Origin of the sequence: Leisingera methylohalidivorans DSM 14336, assembly GCF_000511355.1 — a bacterium.
Classification (GTDB): Bacteria; Pseudomonadota; Alphaproteobacteria; order Rhodobacterales; family Rhodobacteraceae; genus Leisingera; species Leisingera methylohalidivorans.
In genome coordinates, this window is the sequence record NC_023135.1 from 2,213,338 (window position 1) to 2,231,284 (window position 17,947).

The following is a 17,947-nucleotide window of genomic DNA, read 5'->3' on the forward strand; positions in this document are numbered from 1 at the left end:
GGAACGGTCAAACTGCAAGGCGGGGATGGTGGGTCGTGAGAGGCTCGAACTCCCGACATCTTCGGTGTAAACGAAGCGCTCTACCAACTGAGCTAACGACCCGGTAGGCGGGGATTTAGACAATGCCGCCGGTCAGCGCAAGAGGAAAACGAAGATTTTTTCACCCGGCGCGCCGGATCATTCCAAAACGGTTTCCGCCCCGTTTTCCAGCACATAAACGCACCCCTGCCCGTTCGGCAGCGCCGCCATCCTGTCACGGGGCAGGCCGCAGATGATACCGCGCATCACCTGCCCCAAAAGACCGTGCGCCACCACCACGGTCGGCCCGGTCAGCGCCTGCATGAAGTCCAGAATGCGGCCATGAAAACTTGCATAGCCCTCGCCGCCCGGCGCCTCGCAGAACAGGTCCAGATTGCGCGGGTTGGCGCCATGGATCTGCGGGAACCGCTGCGCGACATCCTGCAGCGTCAAGCCCTGAAACACACCGGCATAGGCCTCCGCCAGGCGCGGGTCGGTCACGAACGGCGCCCCCCTCAAAGCGATATCCGCGGTCTGCTGGGCCCGGCCCAGCGGGGACGCAAAGCAGGCCGGTTTCCGCGCCAGCACCGGCGCTATCAGTCCGGCCTGCCGGCGGGCGTGTTCAATGCCCAGCGGTGTCAGCGGTGATTCCAGCTGCCCCTGAATGCGGTGCTCTGCATTCCACTCGGTCTGCCCGTGCCGCAGCAGCCAGATTTTCGGAAACTGCATCGCATGCCCCCTGCCCGGTTCCACGCCAAAGTGGTAGCGGCAAGGCGGGAGCAACGGAACCCCGGAAACAAGAAAAGGCGCTCAACCGGGTCCGGGAGCGCCTTTCAGGAATAATGGTGGGTGATAAGAGATTTGAACTCCTGACATCTTCGATGTGAACGAAGCGCTCTACCACTGAGCTAATCACCCGTGAGGCAGGCTTTTACCCGTCCGATGCGGCCTCTGCAAGAGGGTCTTTGGAAGAATTTCCGGCTTCTCCGGAATTTTCTACCGCCGCATTTTTTGTGACCGCAGGCTGGCGCAGCTTGCACACGAATACTTTGCCGTTGCTGCGTTCCTGACTGCGGTTGATGCGCAGTTTCCCGAACGGTTTGAGGTTCAGCTCACGGCCTCCGGCCACGGCCTCGCCCAGCAGCGCCAGAACCGCTTCGACCACCGGCTTTGCGTCCTTCTTCTTAACGCCCGAGCGTTCAACCGCCAGTCCCACCAGTTCCTTCTTGTTCAGCGCCGGTGCGGCTACAACCGGCGAAGCCGCTGCAACAACCACCGGTTCCGGCGCGGCAGGCGCTCCGGCGGGCGATTTCACCGCCGGCGGCGTGCCCGTCCCGGGTTTCGCAGCCGGCGCCCCGGCGGTGGACCCCGTCAGCGTGCCGGCCTTGCGGCCAGGTGCCTTGCCCGCGCCGGACCTGCGCGCGGATGTGCTGCTTTTGCTGGTTTCTCGTGCCATTTTATGCCCCGCAATCCTGTTATCCGCCCTGCATCGGCTTCTGAGCTGCCACGCGCTGTTGCGGGCGGCAGCCAGGCGTGCGGGCCTGCTCTGTACCTGCAGCCTAACACATGCAGCCCCCCGGCGTGAACCGGCTAGCAGGCCGGCAGAGCATCGCGCTGAATCATGGTGCGCAGGGTGAAACTGGAGCGGGTGTTGCGAATACCCGGTACCCGCATCAGCCGGTCCTCCAGAAACCGGTCGAAATCCGGCAGATCCTCGGCCACCACCCGCAGCAGGATATCGCGGGTGCCGGTCATCAAATAGCACTCCATCACCTGATCGAACTGGCGCACCGCGTTCTCAAAGGCCTGCAGCGCCCCGGTGGATTGCCGTTCCAGCTCCACCGCCACAAAGATCGTGACCGGCAGCCCCAGCTTGGCCTGATCGACCCGCGCGGAGTAACCGCTGATCACCCCGCTGTCCTCCAGATTGGCCACCCGGCGCGCGCAGGGTGTTGCCGACAGCCCGACTTTCTCCGACAGTTCGGAGATCTTCAGCCGCCCGTTGCGCTGAAGCGCAGCCACAATCTTGCGATCAATTGAATCCATGGAGGTTTCCTCTAAGGAAGCTACGTTCCACAGAGCATACCACCAAACATCACCGCTCCGGCAGGCCTTTTTGGTGAAAACCGGCGCCCGCGCCCTAGTATTATCCGGAAAAGTTTTGGAGGAGCAATCCAGATGACAGTGACCGCCGTTGCATCGACCACCCATGAAGAGATCTACCGCGTCGAGGAGGCCTCCGCGGGGCTGCTTGGCTTCATCGCCATCCACTCTACCCGGCTGGGACCGGCCGCCGGCGGCTTGCGGATGCGCCCCTATGCCAGCGAGGACGAGGCGCTGACCGACGTACAGCGGCTCAGCGAAGGCATGACCTACAAGAACGCCGCGGCGGGGCTGGCACTGGGCGGCGGCAAGGCGGTGATCATCGGCGATCCGGCCCGGGACAAGTCGCCGGATCTGCTGCGCGCCTTTGCCCGCGCCATCGAGGGGCTGGACGGGCGCTATATCACTGCCGAAGACATGGGGATGAGCCCGGCGGACATGGCCATCCTGGCGGAAGAAACCCGGTTTGCGGCAGGCCTTGCCGACGGCGCATTCGCCAGCGGCGATCCGTCTCCGGTCACGGCGCGCGGCATTTTCAACGCGATTTGCACCACCCGCGCCCACAAGCACGGCAGCCGCGATCTGGCGGGCGTGACCGTTGCCGTTCAGGGTCTGGGCCATGTCGGCTGGTATCTCTGCCAGCTCCTGCACGCGGCCGGCGCCAAGCTGGTTGTCACCGACATCGACGCGGCCCGTGTGGAGCAGGCCATTGAAGCGTTCGGCGCCCTGGCCATGCCGCTGGGGGAAATCTACAGCGCCAAGGCAGAGGTCTTTGCCCCCTGCGCCATCGGCGGCATCCTGAACAGCCAGACCATTCCGCAGCTGAAGGCGGAGATTGTTGCAGGCGGCGCCAACAACCAGCTGGCCACCGAGGCAGACGCCGCAGCACTGCACGCGCGCGGCATCCTTTATGCGCCCGATTTCGTGGCCAATGGCGGCGGCATCATCAACGTTGCGACCGAAATCCTGCGGATCGAGGACCGCAAGGGATTCGTCGCAGAAAAGCTTCAGGCGCTGGACGAGACGATGGCCTCGATCCTGATCCAGGCGGAAGCAGCTGATGTCAGCCCGGCTGAGATGGCCATTGCCACGGTGCAGGCCAGGATGGCCGGTTCCAGCAAAGCGGCCTGACCGATTTGCCAACCGGCGCCGCGGGGCGCTCCCGCGGCCCCCGGCCTGCGGCCAGCCTCCTGACGGATTTTGGGCCCGGCGGCCTGCCCCATCGGGGCAGGCCGCACGCCGCACCCCGGGTGCGGCGCCCCGTCCAACCGCAGCTGAGCGCATCAGCGCATCCCGCAGCGGGCGGGAGCACGCCGCCCGGGATCTGTCAGGACGGGGGCGGAGCAAGACAGGCTGAGGCCAGGAATTCATGCCCCGCAAAGAAGGGCCGGAACGGAAGAGAACACTGAAAAGGGCGGCCCCGCGGGACCGCCCTTTCTTTTTTCCATCAGCCGAAGGCCGGGATCAGTGGGCGGTGGCGCCCGCCCCGTCCTCGGAGCTTTTCAAGGCCGCCTTGGCAGCCGCGGCTTCCTCGGCTTCCTGGTCCCACTCAATCGGCTCCGGCTGCGAAACCAGCGCGTGCTTCAGAACCTCGGACACATGCGACACAGGGATGATCTTCAGCCCCTCTTTCACGTTGTCCGGGATCTCCGGCAGATCCTTTTCGTTTTCCTGCGGGATCAGCACGGTCTTGATACCGCCGCGCAGGGCCGCCAGAAGTTTTTCCTTCAGCCCGCCAATGGCGCTTGCATTGCCGCGCAGGGTGACCTCGCCCGTCATCGCGATATCCTTGCGCACCGGGATGCCGGTCAGCACCGACACAATCGCGGTGACCATCGCCAGGCCTGCGCTTGGGCCGTCCTTCGGCGTCGCGCCGTCGGGCACGTGCACATGGATGTCCAGCCTGTCGAACTGCGGCGGCTTGACGCCGATCTGCGGGCTGATCGAGCGGACATAAGACGACGCCGCCTCGATCGATTCCTTCATCACATCGCCCAGCTTGCCGGTGGTCTTCATCCGGCCCTTCCCCGGCAGCCGCAGCGCCTCGATGGACAGCAGCTCGCCGCCGACCGACGTATAGGCAAGACCGGTGACCACACCGACCTGATCTTCCATCTCGGCCAGGCCGTAGCGGAATTTCTTGACGCCCAGGAAATCATCCAGATTGTCCGCCGTGACAATCACGCTGGCGGCCTCTTTCTTGATGATCTTGGTCAGCGATTTCCGCGCCACTTTGGCGATCTCGCGCTCCAGGTTCCGCACGCCGGCCTCGCGGGTGTAGGTGCGGATCATCTCCGTCACCGCATCCTCGGTCAGCTCGAACTCCTTGGCTTTCAGGCCGTGGTTCTTCACCTGCTTGGAAATCAGGTGCTGCTTGGCGATCTCGCGCTTTTCATCCTCGGTGTAGCCCGACAGCGGAATGATCTCCATCCGGTCCAGCAGCGGCCCGGGCATGTTGTAGCTGTTCGACGTGGTCAGGAACATCACGTTCGAGAGGTCGTATTCCACCTCCAGATAGTGATCCATAAAGGTGTTGTTCTGTTCCGGATCCAGCACCTCCAGCATGGCGCTCGCAGGGTCGCCGCGGAAATCCTGGCCCATCTTGTCGATCTCATCGAGCAGGATCAGCGGGTTGGTGGTTTTCGCCTTCTTCAGCGCCTGGATGATCTTGCCGGGCATCGAACCGATATAGGTCCGGCGGTGGCCGCGGATCTCGGACTCGTCGCGCACGCCGCCCAGGGAGATGCGGATGAACTCGCGCCCCGTCGCCTTGGCAACCGATTTGCCCAGCGAGGTTTTACCCACGCCCGGAGGGCCGACCAGGCACAGGATCGGCCCCTTCAGCTTGACCGAGCGCTGCTGCACGGCCAGATATTCGACAATCCGCTCCTTGACCTTTTCCAGGCCATAGTGATCCGCGTCCAGGATCTCCTGCGCCTTGATCAGGTCTTTCTTGACGCGGGACTTGTTGCCCCACGGGATCGACAGCATCCAGTCGAGGTAGTTGCGCACCACCGTGGCTTCGGCGGACATCGGCGACATGTTCTTGAGCTTTTTCAGCTCGGCGTCGGCCTTTTCGCGCGCCTCTTTCGACAGTTTGGTGGCGGCGATCTTCTCTTCCAGCTCGGCGATTTCGCCTGCGCCTTCCTCGCCGTCGCCCAGCTCCCGCTGAATGGCCTTCATCTGCTCATTCAGATAATATTCGCGCTGGGTCTTCTCCATCTGCGATTTGACGCGGGTCTTGATCTTCTTCTCGACCTGCAGGACCGACATCTCGCCCTGCATCAGGCCATAGACCTTCTCCAGCCGTTCGCTGACCGAGAGCGTCTCCAAGAGTTCCTGCTTACGGTCCACTTCAATGCCCAGGTGGCCCGCTACCAGATCCGCCAGCTTGGCAGGTTCCGCGGTCTCGCCGACGGCGGAAAGCGCCTCTTCGGGGATGTTCTTGCGGACCTTGGCATAGCGTTCGAATTCGTCGCCCACGGTGCGCACCAGCGCCTCGGTGGTGGTGACATCGCCGGGCATTTCCGGCAGTTCTTCAGCCTTGGCCTCGAAGAAATTGTCGTTTTCCAGGAATTCGGTGATCTTCACCCGCACCTGCCCCTCGACCAGCACCTTGACGGTGCCGTCGGGCAGTTTCAGCAGCTGCAGCACATTGGCCAGCACGCCCACGGTGTAGATGCTATCGGTTTCGGGATCGTCCTCGGAAGGGTCGATCTGGCTGGACAGCAGGATCTGCTTGTCATCCGCCATCACCTCTTCCAGGGCGCGCACCGATTTTTCCCGGCCCATGAACAGCGGCACGATCATGTGGGGGAAAACCACGATGTCGCGCAGCGGCAGGACTGGGTAGGAGGAATTGAGTGGCTCTTGCATACTCGGTCCTTTGGTTTGGCAAGACGGCCCGGCCCCGGTATCCGGCAGCGCTTGGCCCGTCTCCTCATTCGATGTCTTTATCTGGGGGGATGGTTAACACTTTTCAACCAGCCCGCCGCAAGGTCGCGCCCACATTGCCCGCAGCGCGCCGGGACCACAAGGGCGCAAATGGGGAAAGGGTGAGCAAAGACCTAACAGGCCCGCGCACCCACCCCGCCCCGGTGCCTGCCAGGGGGCCTTCCCAAGCAGGCAGCTTATTTCAGAATGCCGCGCACCGGTCAGGCTGCGCGCTCTTCTTTCAGCGCCGGGTAGTCGGTGAAGCCTTCTTCGCCGCCGCCATAGTAGGTCTCCGGGTTGCCTGTGTTCAGCGGCGCCTGCGCCTGCAGGCGTTCCGCCAGATCAGGGTTGGCAATATAGGGGCGGCCGAAGGCGACCATATCCGCCGCACCCGAGGCTACACGCTCCATCGCACTGTCGCGGTCATACCCATTGTTGGCCATGTAAGGCCCGCTCCAAAGCTTGCGCAGCGTCTCGTAATCACCCGCACGCGGGCTGCCCGCCTCGCCTTCGACCATGTGCAGATAGGCCAGGCCATAACCGTTCAGCCGCTCGATGATGGGAGCGAAATGGCCGGTCGGATCGCTGTCGGAAACCCCATTGAAATCCGAGAACGGCGACAGCCGCAGGCCAATCCTGTCTGCATCCCAAACGCTCAGCAGCCCGTCGAGAACCTCGAACAGAAGGCGGGCGCGGTTTTCGGCCGAACCGCCATAGGCGTCGGTGCGGGTGTTGACGCCATCCTTCAGGAACTGCTCCAGCAAATAGCCATTGGCGCCATGCAGCTCGACCCCGTCGAAACCTGCCTCCTTGGCGCATTTGGCGGCATGCACATAGTCTGCCACCAGCCGCTGGATATCCTCTGCCGTCATCGCTTTCGGCGTCGAAGTCGGCTCGAATCCGTTGCGGGTGAAGGTCTGCGCCTCGGCGGCCTCCGCAACCGAGGACACAGGCAGCACGCCTTCGGGCAGCAGCGAGTCATGGGTGATGCGGCCGACGTGCCACAGCTGGACGACGATCCTGCCACCCTTGGCATGCACCGCATCGGTGACCTTGCGCCAGGCGGCGGCCTGTCCGGGGGTGTGGATGCCGGGGGTCTGGATATAGCCCTTGCCCTCGGCGCTGATCTGGGTGCCTTCGGTGATGATCAGCCCGGCACCGGCCCGCTGGGCGTAATACTCGATGTGGAGGTCCAGCACCTCGCCGGTGTCATCATCGGCCCGGTTGCGGGTCAAGGGCGCCATCACGACGCGGTTTTTCAGGTCGATGGCGCCAGCCGAATGGGGGGAAAACAGATCGTGGCTCACGGGGGGTATCCTCCGTTCAAAGTGTCCAGCAACAGGAATGTTGCCGCCATGACCTGAGGTCCGCCCGCCCCGGTTTCAAGCGGGCGGGCAGATTTGACTCTGCCCGGCGCCGCACAGGCTCTGTTCACAGACGCTCAATATCGCCCTGCGCGCGGGTCTCGTGAAAATCCGCCTGCCAGGCCTCGAAGATGCCGGCCGCAATCGCATCCCGCATGCCCTGCATGATGTCCTGGAAATAATGCAGGTTGTGCCAGGTCAGCAGCATCCCCGAAATCATCTCGTTCGAACGGAACACATGGTGCAGATAGGCGCGCGAATAACTGGAACAGGCCGGGCAGCTGCACTGCTCATCCAGGGGCCGCGGATCGTCCTGATGGCGGGCGTTCTTGATGTTCACCACGCCATGGCGGGTAAAGGCCTGCCCGGTGCGGCCCGAGCGCGACGGCAGCACGCAGTCCATCATGTCGATGCCGCGCGCCACCGCGCCGACGATGTCATCTGGCTTGCCCACGCCCATCAGATACCGCGGCTTGTCCTCGGGCAGGAAACCGGGCGCATAATCCAGGCAATCGAACATCGCCTCCTGCCCCTCGCCCACCGCAAGGCCGCCAACGGCATAGCCCTCGAACCCGGTCTTCTTCAGCGCCTCGGCGCTTTCTTCGCGCAGATCCTGCTCCAACCCGCCCTGCATGATCCCGAACAGCGCATGGCCGGGCCGGTCGCCGAACGCGTCACGCGACCGCTCCGCCCAGCGCATCGACAGCTGCATCGACTCGGCAATGCGCTTGCGGTCCGCAGGCAGCGCCGGGCATTCGTCGAAACACATCACGATGTCGGACCCCAGCAGCCGCTGGATTTCCATCGACCGTTCCGGCGTCAGCTCATGCTTGGAACCGTCGATGTGGGATTTGAAGGTCACGCCCTTTTCGGTCAGCTTGCGCAAACCGGCCAGCGACATCACCTGAAAGCCGCCGGAATCGGTCAGGATCGGCCGCTCCCAGTTCATGAACTTATGCAATCCGCCCAGCCGGTCGATGCGTTCCGCCGTCGGGCGCAGCATCAGGTGATAGGTATTGCCCAGCAGGATATCGGCGCCGGTGGCGCGCACGCTTTCCGGCAGCATTGCCTTCACCGTCGCAGCAGTGCCGACCGGCATGAAAGCAGGGGTTCGGATTTCACCGCGCGGCGTATTGATCACACCCGTGCGTGCCTTACCGTCGGTTGCCTTCAGTTCAAAGTTGAAAAGCTCTGCCATCTTATGTTCCTGCAGTTACACTCGAACCGGCGCACCGGTGATTCACCCCTAATGCCAAGGAGCCCCTCCCATGTCCACAGCAGACCCCGCGCCGCAATTGAGACTCGGATGGGAGGAATGGGTCAGCCTGCCGGACATCGGCCTGCCTGCCTTGCGGGTCAAGGTCGACACCGGCGCCCGCACATCCTCGCTGCACGCCACCGGAATCGAGCCCTTCGGACCGCAAAACGCCCCCAAGGTGCGATTCATGGTGCATCCGATTCCCGGCCAGTACGATCTGGAGATCCCCTGTTCCGCCCTGATCAAGGACCGCCGCGAGGTGACCTCCTCCAATGGCGAAAGCGAAATGCGCTTTGTGATCGAAACCGCGATGCAGATCGGGGGCCAGTCCTGGCCGGTTGAACTGACGCTGACCGACCGGCGCGGGATGGCCAAACACATGCTGCTGGGCCGCCAGGCGCTGACGGAAAACGTGACGGTTGTCCCCGGCGAACGCCTGTGCCAGCCGGAGCTGGACTATTCGGTCTACTCCTCCGCCAGCATCCGCAAATCCGCCCCCAAACGCGCCCTGCGCATTGCCGTGCTCAGCCGCGAGGACAATTACTCCACCCGCCGCCTGGTCGAGGAAGGCGAAAGCCGCGGCCACACGGTGGAGGTGGTCAATACCACCCGCTGCTACATGGCGCTCAACGCGCTGGCCCCCGAGGTCCACTATGACGGCAAGCGCCTGCCCCGCTATGACGCGGTGATCCCGCGCATCGGCGCCTCGGTCACCCAATACGGCACCGCCCTGCTGCGCCAGTTCGAAACGCTGGGCACCTTCTGCATCAACGGTTCCGAAGGCATCACCGCCAGCCGCGACAAGCTGCACGCGCATCAGATTCTGGCCCGCCACAAGATCGGCATGCCCGCCACCGCCTTTGCCGCCTCGCCCAAGGACACCCGCCACCTGATCGATATCGTCGACGGCGCCCCGATGATCGTCAAACTGCTGGAAAGCACCCAGGGCAAGGGCGTGGTGCTGGCGGAAACCCAGAAAGCCGCCGAAAGCGTGATCACCGCCTTCCGCGGGCTCAAGGCCAACTTCCTGGTGCAGCAATTCGTCAAGGAGGCCGCAGGCGAGGACATCCGCTGCCTGGTGGTCGGCAACAAGGTCGTCGCAGCCATGAAACGGTCCGGGGCCGACGGCGATTTCCGCTCCAACCTGCACCTGGGCGGCAGCGCCGTCGCGGTGCGCATCAGCAAGGAAGAGCGCACCACAGCGGTGCAAGCGGCCAGGGCCTTTGGCCTCAGCGTGGCCGGAGTGGATTTGTTGCGCTCGGAAACCGGCCCCAAGGTGCTGGAGGTGAACTCCTCCCCCGGCCTGGAAGGGATCGAACGGACGTCGTCCAAGAACATCGCGGCGCTGATCTACGCCGAGATCGAGGACCGGGTCCGCCCTGCCCCGATGCGGCGCCGCAAACCCGGCCCCGCCGCCTGAACCGGCATGGCAGACTTGCTTTCAGGGCTTGCCAGCAGCCGCTCCCCGCCGCCATACAGGTCTTGAAAAGCGCCGCCGCAAACCGAATTTGCATACCATTGCACACAATAGAGCGTTCCATTGAACAAAGCCAAGACCCCAGGCGGATTACCTGGTGAATTGCCCAGTAACGCGACCGGTGAATTACCCGGTGAATTGCTCTCCCCCAGCAGGCCGCCGCCGCGCCCGCCCGGCCCGGCGAACCAGCCGCCGCCGCCGACTAACCAAAGGAATTTTTCATGAACGAAGACCTGATTCTGGACCTTCTTTCCAGCAACCTTCTGTACCTGCTGGGCGCGGCCCTGCTGATCATCGTGGTGCTGAAGGGCGTGCGCATCGTGCCGCAGTCCGAGAAATACGTGGTCGAACGTTTCGGCCGCCTGCATTCGGTGCTGGGGCCGGGCATCAATTTCATCGTTCCTTTCCTGGACGTCGCCCGCCACAAGATCTCGATCCTGGAACGCCAGCTGCCGAACGCCACCCAGGACGCGATCACCAAGGACAACGTGCTGGTGCAGATCGACACCTCGGTGTTCTACCGCATTCTGGAGCCGGAAAAGACCGTCTACCGGATCCGCGATGTGGATGGCGCCATTGCCACCACCGTGGCCGGCATCGTGCGCGCCGAAATCGGCAAGATGGACCTGGACGAGGTGCAATCCAACCGCGCCCAGCTGATCGGCCAGATTCAAACCAGTGTCGAAAGCGCCGTTGACGACTGGGGCATCGAAGTCACCCGCGCCGAGATCCTCGATGTGAACCTCGATCAGGCCACCCGCGACGCGATGCTGCAGCAGCTGAATGCCGAACGCGCCCGCCGCGCCCAGGTGACCGAGGCCGAGGGCCAGAAGCGCGCGGTGGAGCTGTCCGCCGACGCCGAGCTGTACGCCGCCGAACAGATCGCCAAGGCCCGCCGCATCCAGGCCGAGGCCGAAGCCTATGCCACCGAAGTGGTCGCCAAGGCGATTGCCGAAAACGGTATCGAAGCCGCGCAGTACCAGGTTGCCCTGAAGCAGGTCGAGGCGCTGAATGCCCTGGGCAACGGCGACGGCAAACAGACCATCGTGCTGCCCGCCCACGCGCTTGAGGCCTTTGGCGATGCCTTCAAAATGCTGAAAGGGGGCAAGTGATGGACATGCCGTTCTGGGCCTTGTGGTGGGTGTGGGGCGCCACGGCGCTGGCACTGGCCATACTGGAGGTTCTGGTGCCCGGCTTTGTTTTCCTCGGCTTTGCCATCGGCGCCGCTGCCGTTGGCTTGCTGCTGCTGGCGGGCGCCGGCCTTGGCCTGCCGCCGCTGCTGCTGATCTTTGCCGTGCTGTCGCTTGCCGCCTGGCTGGTGATGCGCCGGTACTTTGCCCTGCCCAAGGGCCAGGTGAAAACCTTCGACCACGACATCAACGACTGATTTCAATGACTGAGCGCAAGCCGGGCAGCGCATCGCTGCAGCCTGGCCTGCAGGGCGCGGCCGGCGTCAGAACCTGAACCCCACCCCGGCCAGCAGGCCATGCGTCTCCGCATCATGGCGGAAGAAACCGTCTGTGCCGCGGGTGCCGTCCTGATAATCCACCCCCAGCCCGCGGTACATCACATAGATCGAGGCCCGCTCCCAGCGGTGATAGATCAGCCCGCCCATGGCGGACCAGCTCCGGTCGGACCCGGCGCCAAAGCCGCCGATGTCGCCCTCCAGGGAAAGACTGAAGCGCGGCGACAGCCGACGCTCCCAGCGCAGCCCGGCAATCGGGTCGGTCCATGTGCCGCCGCGCCGCACCGCACCGCCCGGCAGAAAGGCCGTCACATCCACATCCCAGTGGCGCAGCCCGCCGAAAACCTCGACCCGGTCGCGCCCCTGGCCGAATCTGTAGGTCACCACCGCTTCCGCTATATTCTGGTCATAGGCTGCAGCCACCGCGCCGGCAGAGCTTCCCGCCGTTTGGTCCGAATCCATCACCGCATAGCGCAGCCGGAAACCGAAACGGCTGATGTGGCGCCCCTCGAACGCCAGCATCCCGCCGGCCTGCAGCTGATCAAAAACATCGCCCGCATCAATCGATACGCCGCCCCCGGCCAGCCCCAGCTCGGTTGTGCCTTCCACCGACGGCGCCAGCACAAAAGGCGTCAGCTGCCAGCGCCACGCCCCCTGCGCCCAGGCATCGCCGGCCGTCCCGCCGGCAGCCAGGCAACCGCCCGCCAGCACCAGGACAGCGGTGTTCGCGCATCTGCGGGTCGCGGTTTTCCCTGGCATGGCCTCTCTCCGCTCCTGCCCGCACGCAGCAGTACCGTGGCCGGACACCGGCGCACGGCCCGCATCCCTCGGGCAGCGTTTGCAAATTCATCTTGGGGGAACCACAATTTAGCGCGCTTGCCCGCGCAAATCAAATTTTCACGAAAGGGTGATTAACAGAACATTCCCGCTGCGGCGTGCGCCGCCTCTGGACGCCGGGCCGCACATTCCCTATATAAATCGTCGGAATATCAGACCGGGATCCCCATGACCAATCCTTCCGAACCGCTTGAAGGCGCACCGCTGATCGCGCCCTCCTCCGTCAGCCACCCGCTGTACGAGGCCGTGACCGACGCCTGCCGCTCTGTCTATGACCCGGAGATCCCGGTGAATATCTATGAGCTGGGCCTGATCTACACGATCGACATCAACGACGAGAACGACGTCAGGATCATCATGACCCTGACCGCGCCGGGCTGCCCGGTCGCGGGCGAGATGCCGGGCTGGGTCGTCGATGCCATCTCACCGGTGCCCGGTGTGAAAACGGTTGACGTCGAACTGACCTGGGAGCCGCCCTGGGGGATGGAGATGATGTCCGACGAGGCCCGCCTGGAACTCGGCTTCATGTAAGCCCGCACAGCCTGTGTACTGATCCGGCCCCTGCACCAGCGGGGGCCTTTTCATTTTCCGCCCCGCAAGCCTAAGCTGCGGCAGCCCCAGACCCGGAGCCGCCCCATGCGCCTTGCCCTTTTGCCCGCCGCCCTGCTGCTCGTTCCCGCCGCCGCCGCCGCGGAGCCCCTGGCGCTCAGCTACGGCCCCCGCCCGGCCTATCTGATCAGCCGGCTGCCCGGCGGTGCGCTCAAGGACAGGCTGCAATCCTGCGCCGGCCAGACCCCGGCGCGCACGGAGTTCTCGATCGGCCACCGCGGCGCGCCGCTGATGTTTCCCGAACACACCGCCGAGGGCCACCGCGCCGCTGCCGCCATGGGGGCGGGCATCCTGGAATGCGACGTCACCTTTACCGGCGATCTGGAACTGGTCTGCCGCCATGCCCAGAACGACCTGCACCGGACCACGGATATCCTGACCTCGCCGCTGGCGGACCGCTGTATCCGGCCCTTCACCCCGGCGGCCGGCGAGTCCCCCGCCAGCGCCGAATGCCGCAGCTCCGAGCTGACCCTGCAAGAGTTCCGCAGCCTGCGCCCGAAAATGGACAGCGCCAACCCGCTGGCCGCCACCGCGCAGGACTATCAGGGCGGCCTCCCCTCCTGGCGCAGCACGCTGTATTCCGGCCGCGCCCAAACCCTGACCCATGCGGAGTCGATTGCCCTGTTCCAAAGCCTCGGCGCCAAATTCATGCCCGAGCTGAAGGCCGCCGCGGTGCCGATGCCTTTCAACGGTTTCACGCAACAGGATTTCGCGCAGAAACTGATCGATGACTACAAGACCGCCGGTATCGCCCCCGCGGACGTCTGGGTGCAAAGCTTCAGCCTGGACGACATCCTCTACTGGATCGAACACGAACCGGAGTTCGGCCGCCAGGCGGTGCTGCTTGACGGCAGCTACCGCCAGGAAGGCTTCGATCACACCGATCCGGCCACCTTCCCTTACGACTTCGCCGCGCTGAAGGCGCAGGGCGTCAACTACCTGGCACCGCCCCTCTGGATGCTGGTGACCGTCCGGGACGGCCGCATTGTCCCCTCCGCCTATGCCATTGCGGCCAAAGCCGCCGGGCTTAGGCTGATCACCTGGACGCTGGAACGCTCCGGCCCGCTGCAGGGCGGCGAATGGTACTTTCAATCGCTCGACGGTCTGCCCCGCGATGATGGCCTCTCCTACCAGCTGCTGCACGTGCTGGCGCAGGACGTGGGGGTCGCGGGCGTCTTCTCCGACTGGCCCGCCACCGTCACCTATTACGCCAACTGCATGGGGCTGTGACGCCCGCGGACTGCGAAAACTGCCGCCGCGGCCCTTTAATTTCCGCATCCCGGATATATGTAACGCCCCTGCCAGGACGTTTGCGGGGTTGAGCCGCCGCAGCACCGGCCCTAGATAGGGACTAAGTGTAAGGAGAAACCCATGTTCGGCATTCCCGGCAAACAGGCTGTGACCATAACGCCCAAGGCGGCAGCGCAGATCGCCAAACTGATGGCCAAGGACGGCCATGCCGGCCTGCGCATCGGCGTCAAGAAAGGCGGCTGCGCGGGCATGGAATACACCATGGAATACGTCAGCGAACCCTCCGCCAACGACGAGGTGGTGGAGCAGGACGGCGCCCGCATCCTGATCGCGCCGATGGCGCAGATGTTCCTGTTCGGCACCGAGATCGACTATGAGGTGACGCTGCTGGAAAGCGGCTTCAAGTTCAACAACCCCAATGTCGCGGATGCCTGCGGCTGCGGCGAATCGATCAGCTTCAAGGAACTGCCCGGCGCCTGACCCGGGCCAGGCGGGATGCAATCACCGGGCGGGGTCTTCCCCGCCCTTTTTGTTGCCGCCCCCGCGGTCAAGCGAATTGCGCCAACCCGCCGCCGGTGCTACCTGTCACGCCCAAATAACGAGGATCGGAGGCATACCCCCATGCGGCGGAAACTGGCAGCAGGCAACTGGAAAATGAACGGCACCGGCGGCAGCCTGGCAGAACTGTCGGCACTGGCCGAAAGCCATGCCGGCCCGGCTGCGGAGATCCTGATCTGCCCTCCGGCAACCCTGCTGTCGCGCGCCGCAGATACCGTCCGGGGCAGCGCTGTTGCCATCGGCGGCCAGGATTGCCACGCCAATGCCGCGGGCGCCCACACCGGCGATCTGTCCGCAGCCATGCTCAAGGACGCAGGCGCCGCCGCCGTGATCCTCGGCCACTCCGAGCGCCGCGCCGACCACGGTGAAACCGACGCCCAGATCTGCGCCAAGGCCGGGGCCGCCATCGCAGAAGGCCTGACCGCTGTGGTCTGCATCGGTGAAACCCTGGCCGAGCGCGAGGCCGGCGACACGCTCAAAATCGCGGGCAGCCAGCTTGCGGGCTCCGTCCCGGCGTCTGCCACCGGCGCAAACACCGTGATCGCCTATGAGCCGGTCTGGGCCATCGGCACCGGCAAAGTTCCGACGCTGGCGCAGATCGCGGAGGTGCATGATTTCCTGCGCGCCGAACTCAGCGCCCGTTTCGGCGCCGCTGCCGCTGATGGCTTCCGCCTGCTCTACGGCGGCTCGGTCAAGCCCTCCAATGCCAGCGAAATCTTTGCCGTCTCCAACGTCGACGGCGCCCTTGTCGGCGGCGCCAGCCTCCGGGCCGCGGATTTCTCCCCGATCATCACTGCGCTTGAGGCAAGCTGACCGGCGGCTTGCGGCGCGGGCCTCGGATTTGAGTGTTTTCAGGAAAGACGAAGCCAGTTGGGTTTTCATTTTTCCCTGAACACTCCGGGGTGAATTGGCCAAAGGCCAAGAGGGGCAGCGCCCCTCCCCTGCAGCAAAAAACGCCCCGGTCTCCCGGGGCGTTTTCTGTTTGGCACCTGCCTAATTGGTTATGATCTCCGGCCCCATCACCGCGTTCGGCAGCACGGTGGACAGCCAGGGGATATAGGTGATCATGATCAGGAAGACAAAGAGCACCGCCAGGAACGGCAGCGCCGCCCGCACCACCCCCATCATCGGCATCCCCGCCACCCCCGAGGTCACGAACAGGTTCAGGCCGACCGGCGGGGTGATCATGCCGATCTCCATGTTCACCACCATGATGATGCCCAGATGGATCGGGTCGATGCCCAGCTCGATGGCAATCGGGAATACCAGCGGCGCGACAATCACCAGCAGCCCCGAGGGTTCCATGAACTGGCCGCCGATCAGCAGGATCACGTTCACGATCACCAGGAACATCACCGGGCCGAAACCCGCGGACAGCATCGCATTGGCAATCTGCTGCGGCACCTGCTCGTCGGTCAGAACGTGCTTCAGGATCAGCGCGTTGGCGATCACGAACAGCAGTGTCACGGTCAGCTTGCCCGCCTCGAACAGCGTGTGTTTGGTGTCGCTGTGCAGGAAGGCCGTCAGCAGCGCATAAGGCTTCTTGATCAGCGGCGTCTTGGCCGCGCCCTCGCCGTTCGACAGCGGCCCCATGTCCTTGTAGACAAAGCTCGCGATGAAGAAAGCATAGACCGCCGCCACCGCCGCCGCCTCGGTCGGCGTGAAGATGCCGCCATAGATGCCGCCCAGGATGATCACGATCAGGAACAGCCCCCAGCCCGCATCGCGGGCCGAGGTCAAGACCTCGCCCCAGCCCTTCCACTCGCCCTTGGGCAGATTCTTGACCTTGGCCATCACATAGATGGTCACCATCAGCATCAGACCCGCCATCAGCCCCGGAATCACCCCCGCCAGGAACATCCGGCCGACGGAAACCTCGACGGCGGCCGCATAGACCACCATCACAATCGACGGCGGGATCAGGATGCCCAGGGTGCCTGCGTTACAGATCACACCGGCCGCGAATTCCTTGGAATAGCCCACTTGCCGCATGCCCGCGATCACGATGGAGCCGATCGCCACCACGGTGGCAGGCGAGGAACCGGACAGGGCCGCAAACAGCATGCAGGCAAAGACGCCCGCAATCGCCAGACCGCCCGGCAGATGCCCCACACAGGCAATCGAAAACCGGATGATCCGCCGCGCCACGCCGCCGGTGGTCATAAAACTTGAGGCCAGAATGAAGAACGGGATCGCCAGCAGCGTGAAATGCCCCTCAAAGGCTTCAAACAGCGTGCCCGCGACGCTCGCCAGCGAACTGTCGGAGTAGATCAGCAGAAAGATCGTGGAACTCAGGCCCAGCGACACCGCAATCGGCACCCCGATCAGCAGCAGGCCGATCACCATCGCAAAGAGGATTACCACTTCCATCAATCATTCTCCCCGCGCTGCGCCCGCACGGCGTCCAGCTCATCTTCCACTTCATGGCTGGCCACCAGCCGGTCCACCTCACCGCGCGCGATCTGGAAAGCCGCCTGGATGAAACGGAACACCAGCAGCAGCATCGACACCGGCAGCACCGCATAAGGCACCACTTTCGGCAGTTTCTCGTAGGACTCGCCGTAGTTGATCAGATCTTCCAGAAACTTGAAGACCGCCACCATCGGCACATCCTGCACCTCGTAAAAGCTCTGGCTGCGCGCCGTCATGTCGAACCCGGTCGGGAACCACCGCCCCGACGTGGGCGGCAGATCCGCAAACACCGCCCAATAGTCATAGGCGCCTTTCAAGAGCAGCAAGGAGAACACGATGCAGCAGGCGGCGGCAAACAGGCCAACCGCCCGCCGCGCACCCGGCGCCAGCATGTTGACGATGGCATCGACACCCAGGTGCGCATGCGCCTTTACCGCGTAGGACGCCCCCAGCAGCACCAGCCAGGCAAACAGGAACACGGTCAGTTCCAGCGCCCACAGGATGTTGGAATTGAACACGAAACGCGCGATCACATTGGCAAAGGTGATGATTGTCATCAGCCCCAGCAGCAGTGCGATCAGGGTTTCTTCGAGTGAATTGAGTAGCCCGGTTGGGCCGGTTCTTGCCCCCGACATTATAGTCCCCCAAAATTTTGGATTGCT

General features: G+C 64.2%; 17 protein-coding genes and 2 tRNA genes. 8 read left to right on the forward strand and 11 right to left on the reverse strand.

What is annotated here, in order from left to right:
• Positions 1 to 26: 26 nt before the first annotated feature.
• From METH_RS11035 to METH_RS11055, 5 genes are all read right to left on the reverse strand, one after another.
• Positions 27 to 102, reverse strand: a tRNA-Val gene (locus METH_RS11035).
• A 75-nt stretch (positions 103 to 177) separates the two neighbouring features.
• The gene (locus tag METH_RS11040; protein WP_024090551.1) at positions 178 to 747 is read right to left on the reverse strand and encodes a histidine phosphatase family protein; all 570 of its coding nucleotides are present in this window, start codon (positions 745 to 747) and stop codon (positions 178 to 180) included.
• A gap of 114 nt (positions 748 to 861) precedes the next feature.
• Positions 862 to 936: transfer RNA gene (locus METH_RS11045), tRNA-Val, on the reverse strand.
• A gap of 13 nt (positions 937 to 949) precedes the next feature.
• The gene (locus tag METH_RS23145) at positions 950 to 1,474 is read right to left on the reverse strand and encodes an HU family DNA-binding protein (protein WP_084013783.1); all 525 of its coding nucleotides are present in this window, start codon (positions 1,472 to 1,474) and stop codon (positions 950 to 952) included.
• Positions 1,475 to 1,608: 134 nt separating this feature from the next.
• A complete protein-coding gene (locus tag METH_RS11055; protein ID WP_024090553.1) occupies positions 1,609 to 2,064 on the reverse strand; it encodes an Lrp/AsnC family transcriptional regulator in 456 nt (151 codons plus the stop codon).
• Between the two features lie 132 nt (positions 2,065 to 2,196).
• Here METH_RS11055 and METH_RS11060 point away from each other — a divergent pair, with 132 nt between their 5' ends.
• Positions 2,197 to 3,252 carry a Leu/Phe/Val dehydrogenase gene (locus METH_RS11060; RefSeq protein WP_024090554.1) on the forward strand — a complete coding sequence of 352 codons (1,056 nt, stop codon included), beginning with the start codon at positions 2,197 to 2,199 and terminating at the stop codon, positions 3,250 to 3,252.
• A 333-nt stretch (positions 3,253 to 3,585) separates the two neighbouring features.
• Here METH_RS11060 and lon read toward each other — a convergent pair whose 3' ends face one another.
• The 3 genes from lon to tgt all read right to left on the reverse strand — a co-directional run bounded on the left by lon (position 3,586) and on the right by tgt (position 8,616).
• On the reverse strand, positions 3,586 to 5,997 hold the full coding sequence (gene lon / locus METH_RS11065; RefSeq protein WP_024090555.1) for an endopeptidase La: 2,412 nt from the start codon (positions 5,995 to 5,997) through the stop codon (positions 3,586 to 3,588).
• A gap of 278 nt (positions 5,998 to 6,275) precedes the next feature.
• Positions 6,276 to 7,361, reverse strand: a complete 1,086-nt coding sequence (locus METH_RS11070) for an alkene reductase (RefSeq protein WP_024090556.1) — start codon at positions 7,359 to 7,361, stop codon at positions 6,276 to 6,278.
• Positions 7,362 to 7,485: 124 nt separating this feature from the next.
• Positions 7,486 to 8,616 carry a tRNA guanosine(34) transglycosylase Tgt gene (gene tgt / locus METH_RS11075; protein WP_024090557.1) on the reverse strand — a complete coding sequence of 377 codons (1,131 nt, stop codon included), beginning with the start codon at positions 8,614 to 8,616 and terminating at the stop codon, positions 7,486 to 7,488.
• A gap of 70 nt (positions 8,617 to 8,686) precedes the next feature.
• Here tgt and rimK point away from each other — a divergent pair, with 70 nt between their 5' ends.
• From rimK to METH_RS11090, 3 genes are all read left to right on the forward strand, one after another.
• Positions 8,687 to 10,096, forward strand: a complete 1,410-nt coding sequence (gene rimK, locus METH_RS11080; RefSeq protein ID WP_024090558.1) for a 30S ribosomal protein S6--L-glutamate ligase — start codon at positions 8,687 to 8,689, stop codon at positions 10,094 to 10,096.
• 278 nt (positions 10,097 to 10,374) lie between these two features.
• Positions 10,375 to 11,265, forward strand: a complete 891-nt coding sequence (locus METH_RS11085) for an SPFH domain-containing protein (protein ID WP_024090559.1) — start codon at positions 10,375 to 10,377, stop codon at positions 11,263 to 11,265.
• Positions 11,265 to 11,540, forward strand: coding sequence for an NfeD family protein (locus tag METH_RS11090; RefSeq protein ID WP_024090560.1), 276 nt, complete (start codon positions 11,265 to 11,267; stop codon positions 11,538 to 11,540). Before METH_RS11085 ends, METH_RS11090 begins: the two co-directional genes overlap by 1 nt.
• A 66-nt stretch (positions 11,541 to 11,606) precedes the next feature.
• On the opposite strand, the gene METH_RS11095 is transcribed toward METH_RS11090, so the two are convergent.
• Complete coding sequence (locus METH_RS11095) at positions 11,607 to 12,377, reverse strand: outer membrane protein (protein WP_024090561.1); 771 nt, start codon at positions 12,375 to 12,377, stop codon at positions 11,607 to 11,609.
• 246 nt (positions 12,378 to 12,623) lie between these two features.
• Between METH_RS11095 and METH_RS11100 the strand changes: the two genes are divergently transcribed.
• From METH_RS11100 to tpiA, 4 genes are all read left to right on the forward strand, one after another.
• Complete coding sequence (locus METH_RS11100) at positions 12,624 to 12,986, forward strand: SUF system Fe-S cluster assembly protein (RefSeq protein ID WP_024090562.1); 363 nt, start codon at positions 12,624 to 12,626, stop codon at positions 12,984 to 12,986.
• Positions 12,987 to 13,091: 105 nt separating this feature from the next.
• On the forward strand, positions 13,092 to 14,294 hold the full coding sequence (locus METH_RS11105; RefSeq protein WP_024090563.1) for a glycerophosphodiester phosphodiesterase family protein: 1,203 nt from the start codon (positions 13,092 to 13,094) through the stop codon (positions 14,292 to 14,294).
• Between the two features lie 141 nt (positions 14,295 to 14,435).
• Positions 14,436 to 14,795: a HesB/IscA family protein gene (locus METH_RS11110; protein ID WP_024090564.1), complete on the forward strand. Its 360-nt coding sequence runs from the start codon at positions 14,436 to 14,438 to the stop codon at positions 14,793 to 14,795.
• A 141-nt stretch (positions 14,796 to 14,936) separates the two neighbouring features.
• Positions 14,937 to 15,686 (forward strand): triose-phosphate isomerase, encoded by a 750-nt coding sequence (gene tpiA / locus METH_RS11115; RefSeq protein ID WP_024090565.1) that lies wholly within the window; start codon positions 14,937 to 14,939, stop codon positions 15,684 to 15,686.
• Positions 15,687 to 15,866: 180 nt separating this feature from the next.
• Here the strand turns inward: tpiA and METH_RS11120 are convergent, their stop codons facing one another.
• The gene (locus METH_RS11120; protein WP_024090566.1) at positions 15,867 to 17,243 is read right to left on the reverse strand and encodes a TRAP transporter large permease; all 1,377 of its coding nucleotides are present in this window, start codon (positions 17,241 to 17,243) and stop codon (positions 15,867 to 15,869) included.
• The gene (locus METH_RS11125; RefSeq protein ID WP_024090567.1) at positions 17,243 to 17,920 is read right to left on the reverse strand and encodes a TRAP transporter small permease; all 678 of its coding nucleotides are present in this window, start codon (positions 17,918 to 17,920) and stop codon (positions 17,243 to 17,245) included. Before METH_RS11125 ends, METH_RS11120 begins: the two co-directional genes overlap by 1 nt.
• Positions 17,921 to 17,947: the final 27 nt, after the last annotated feature.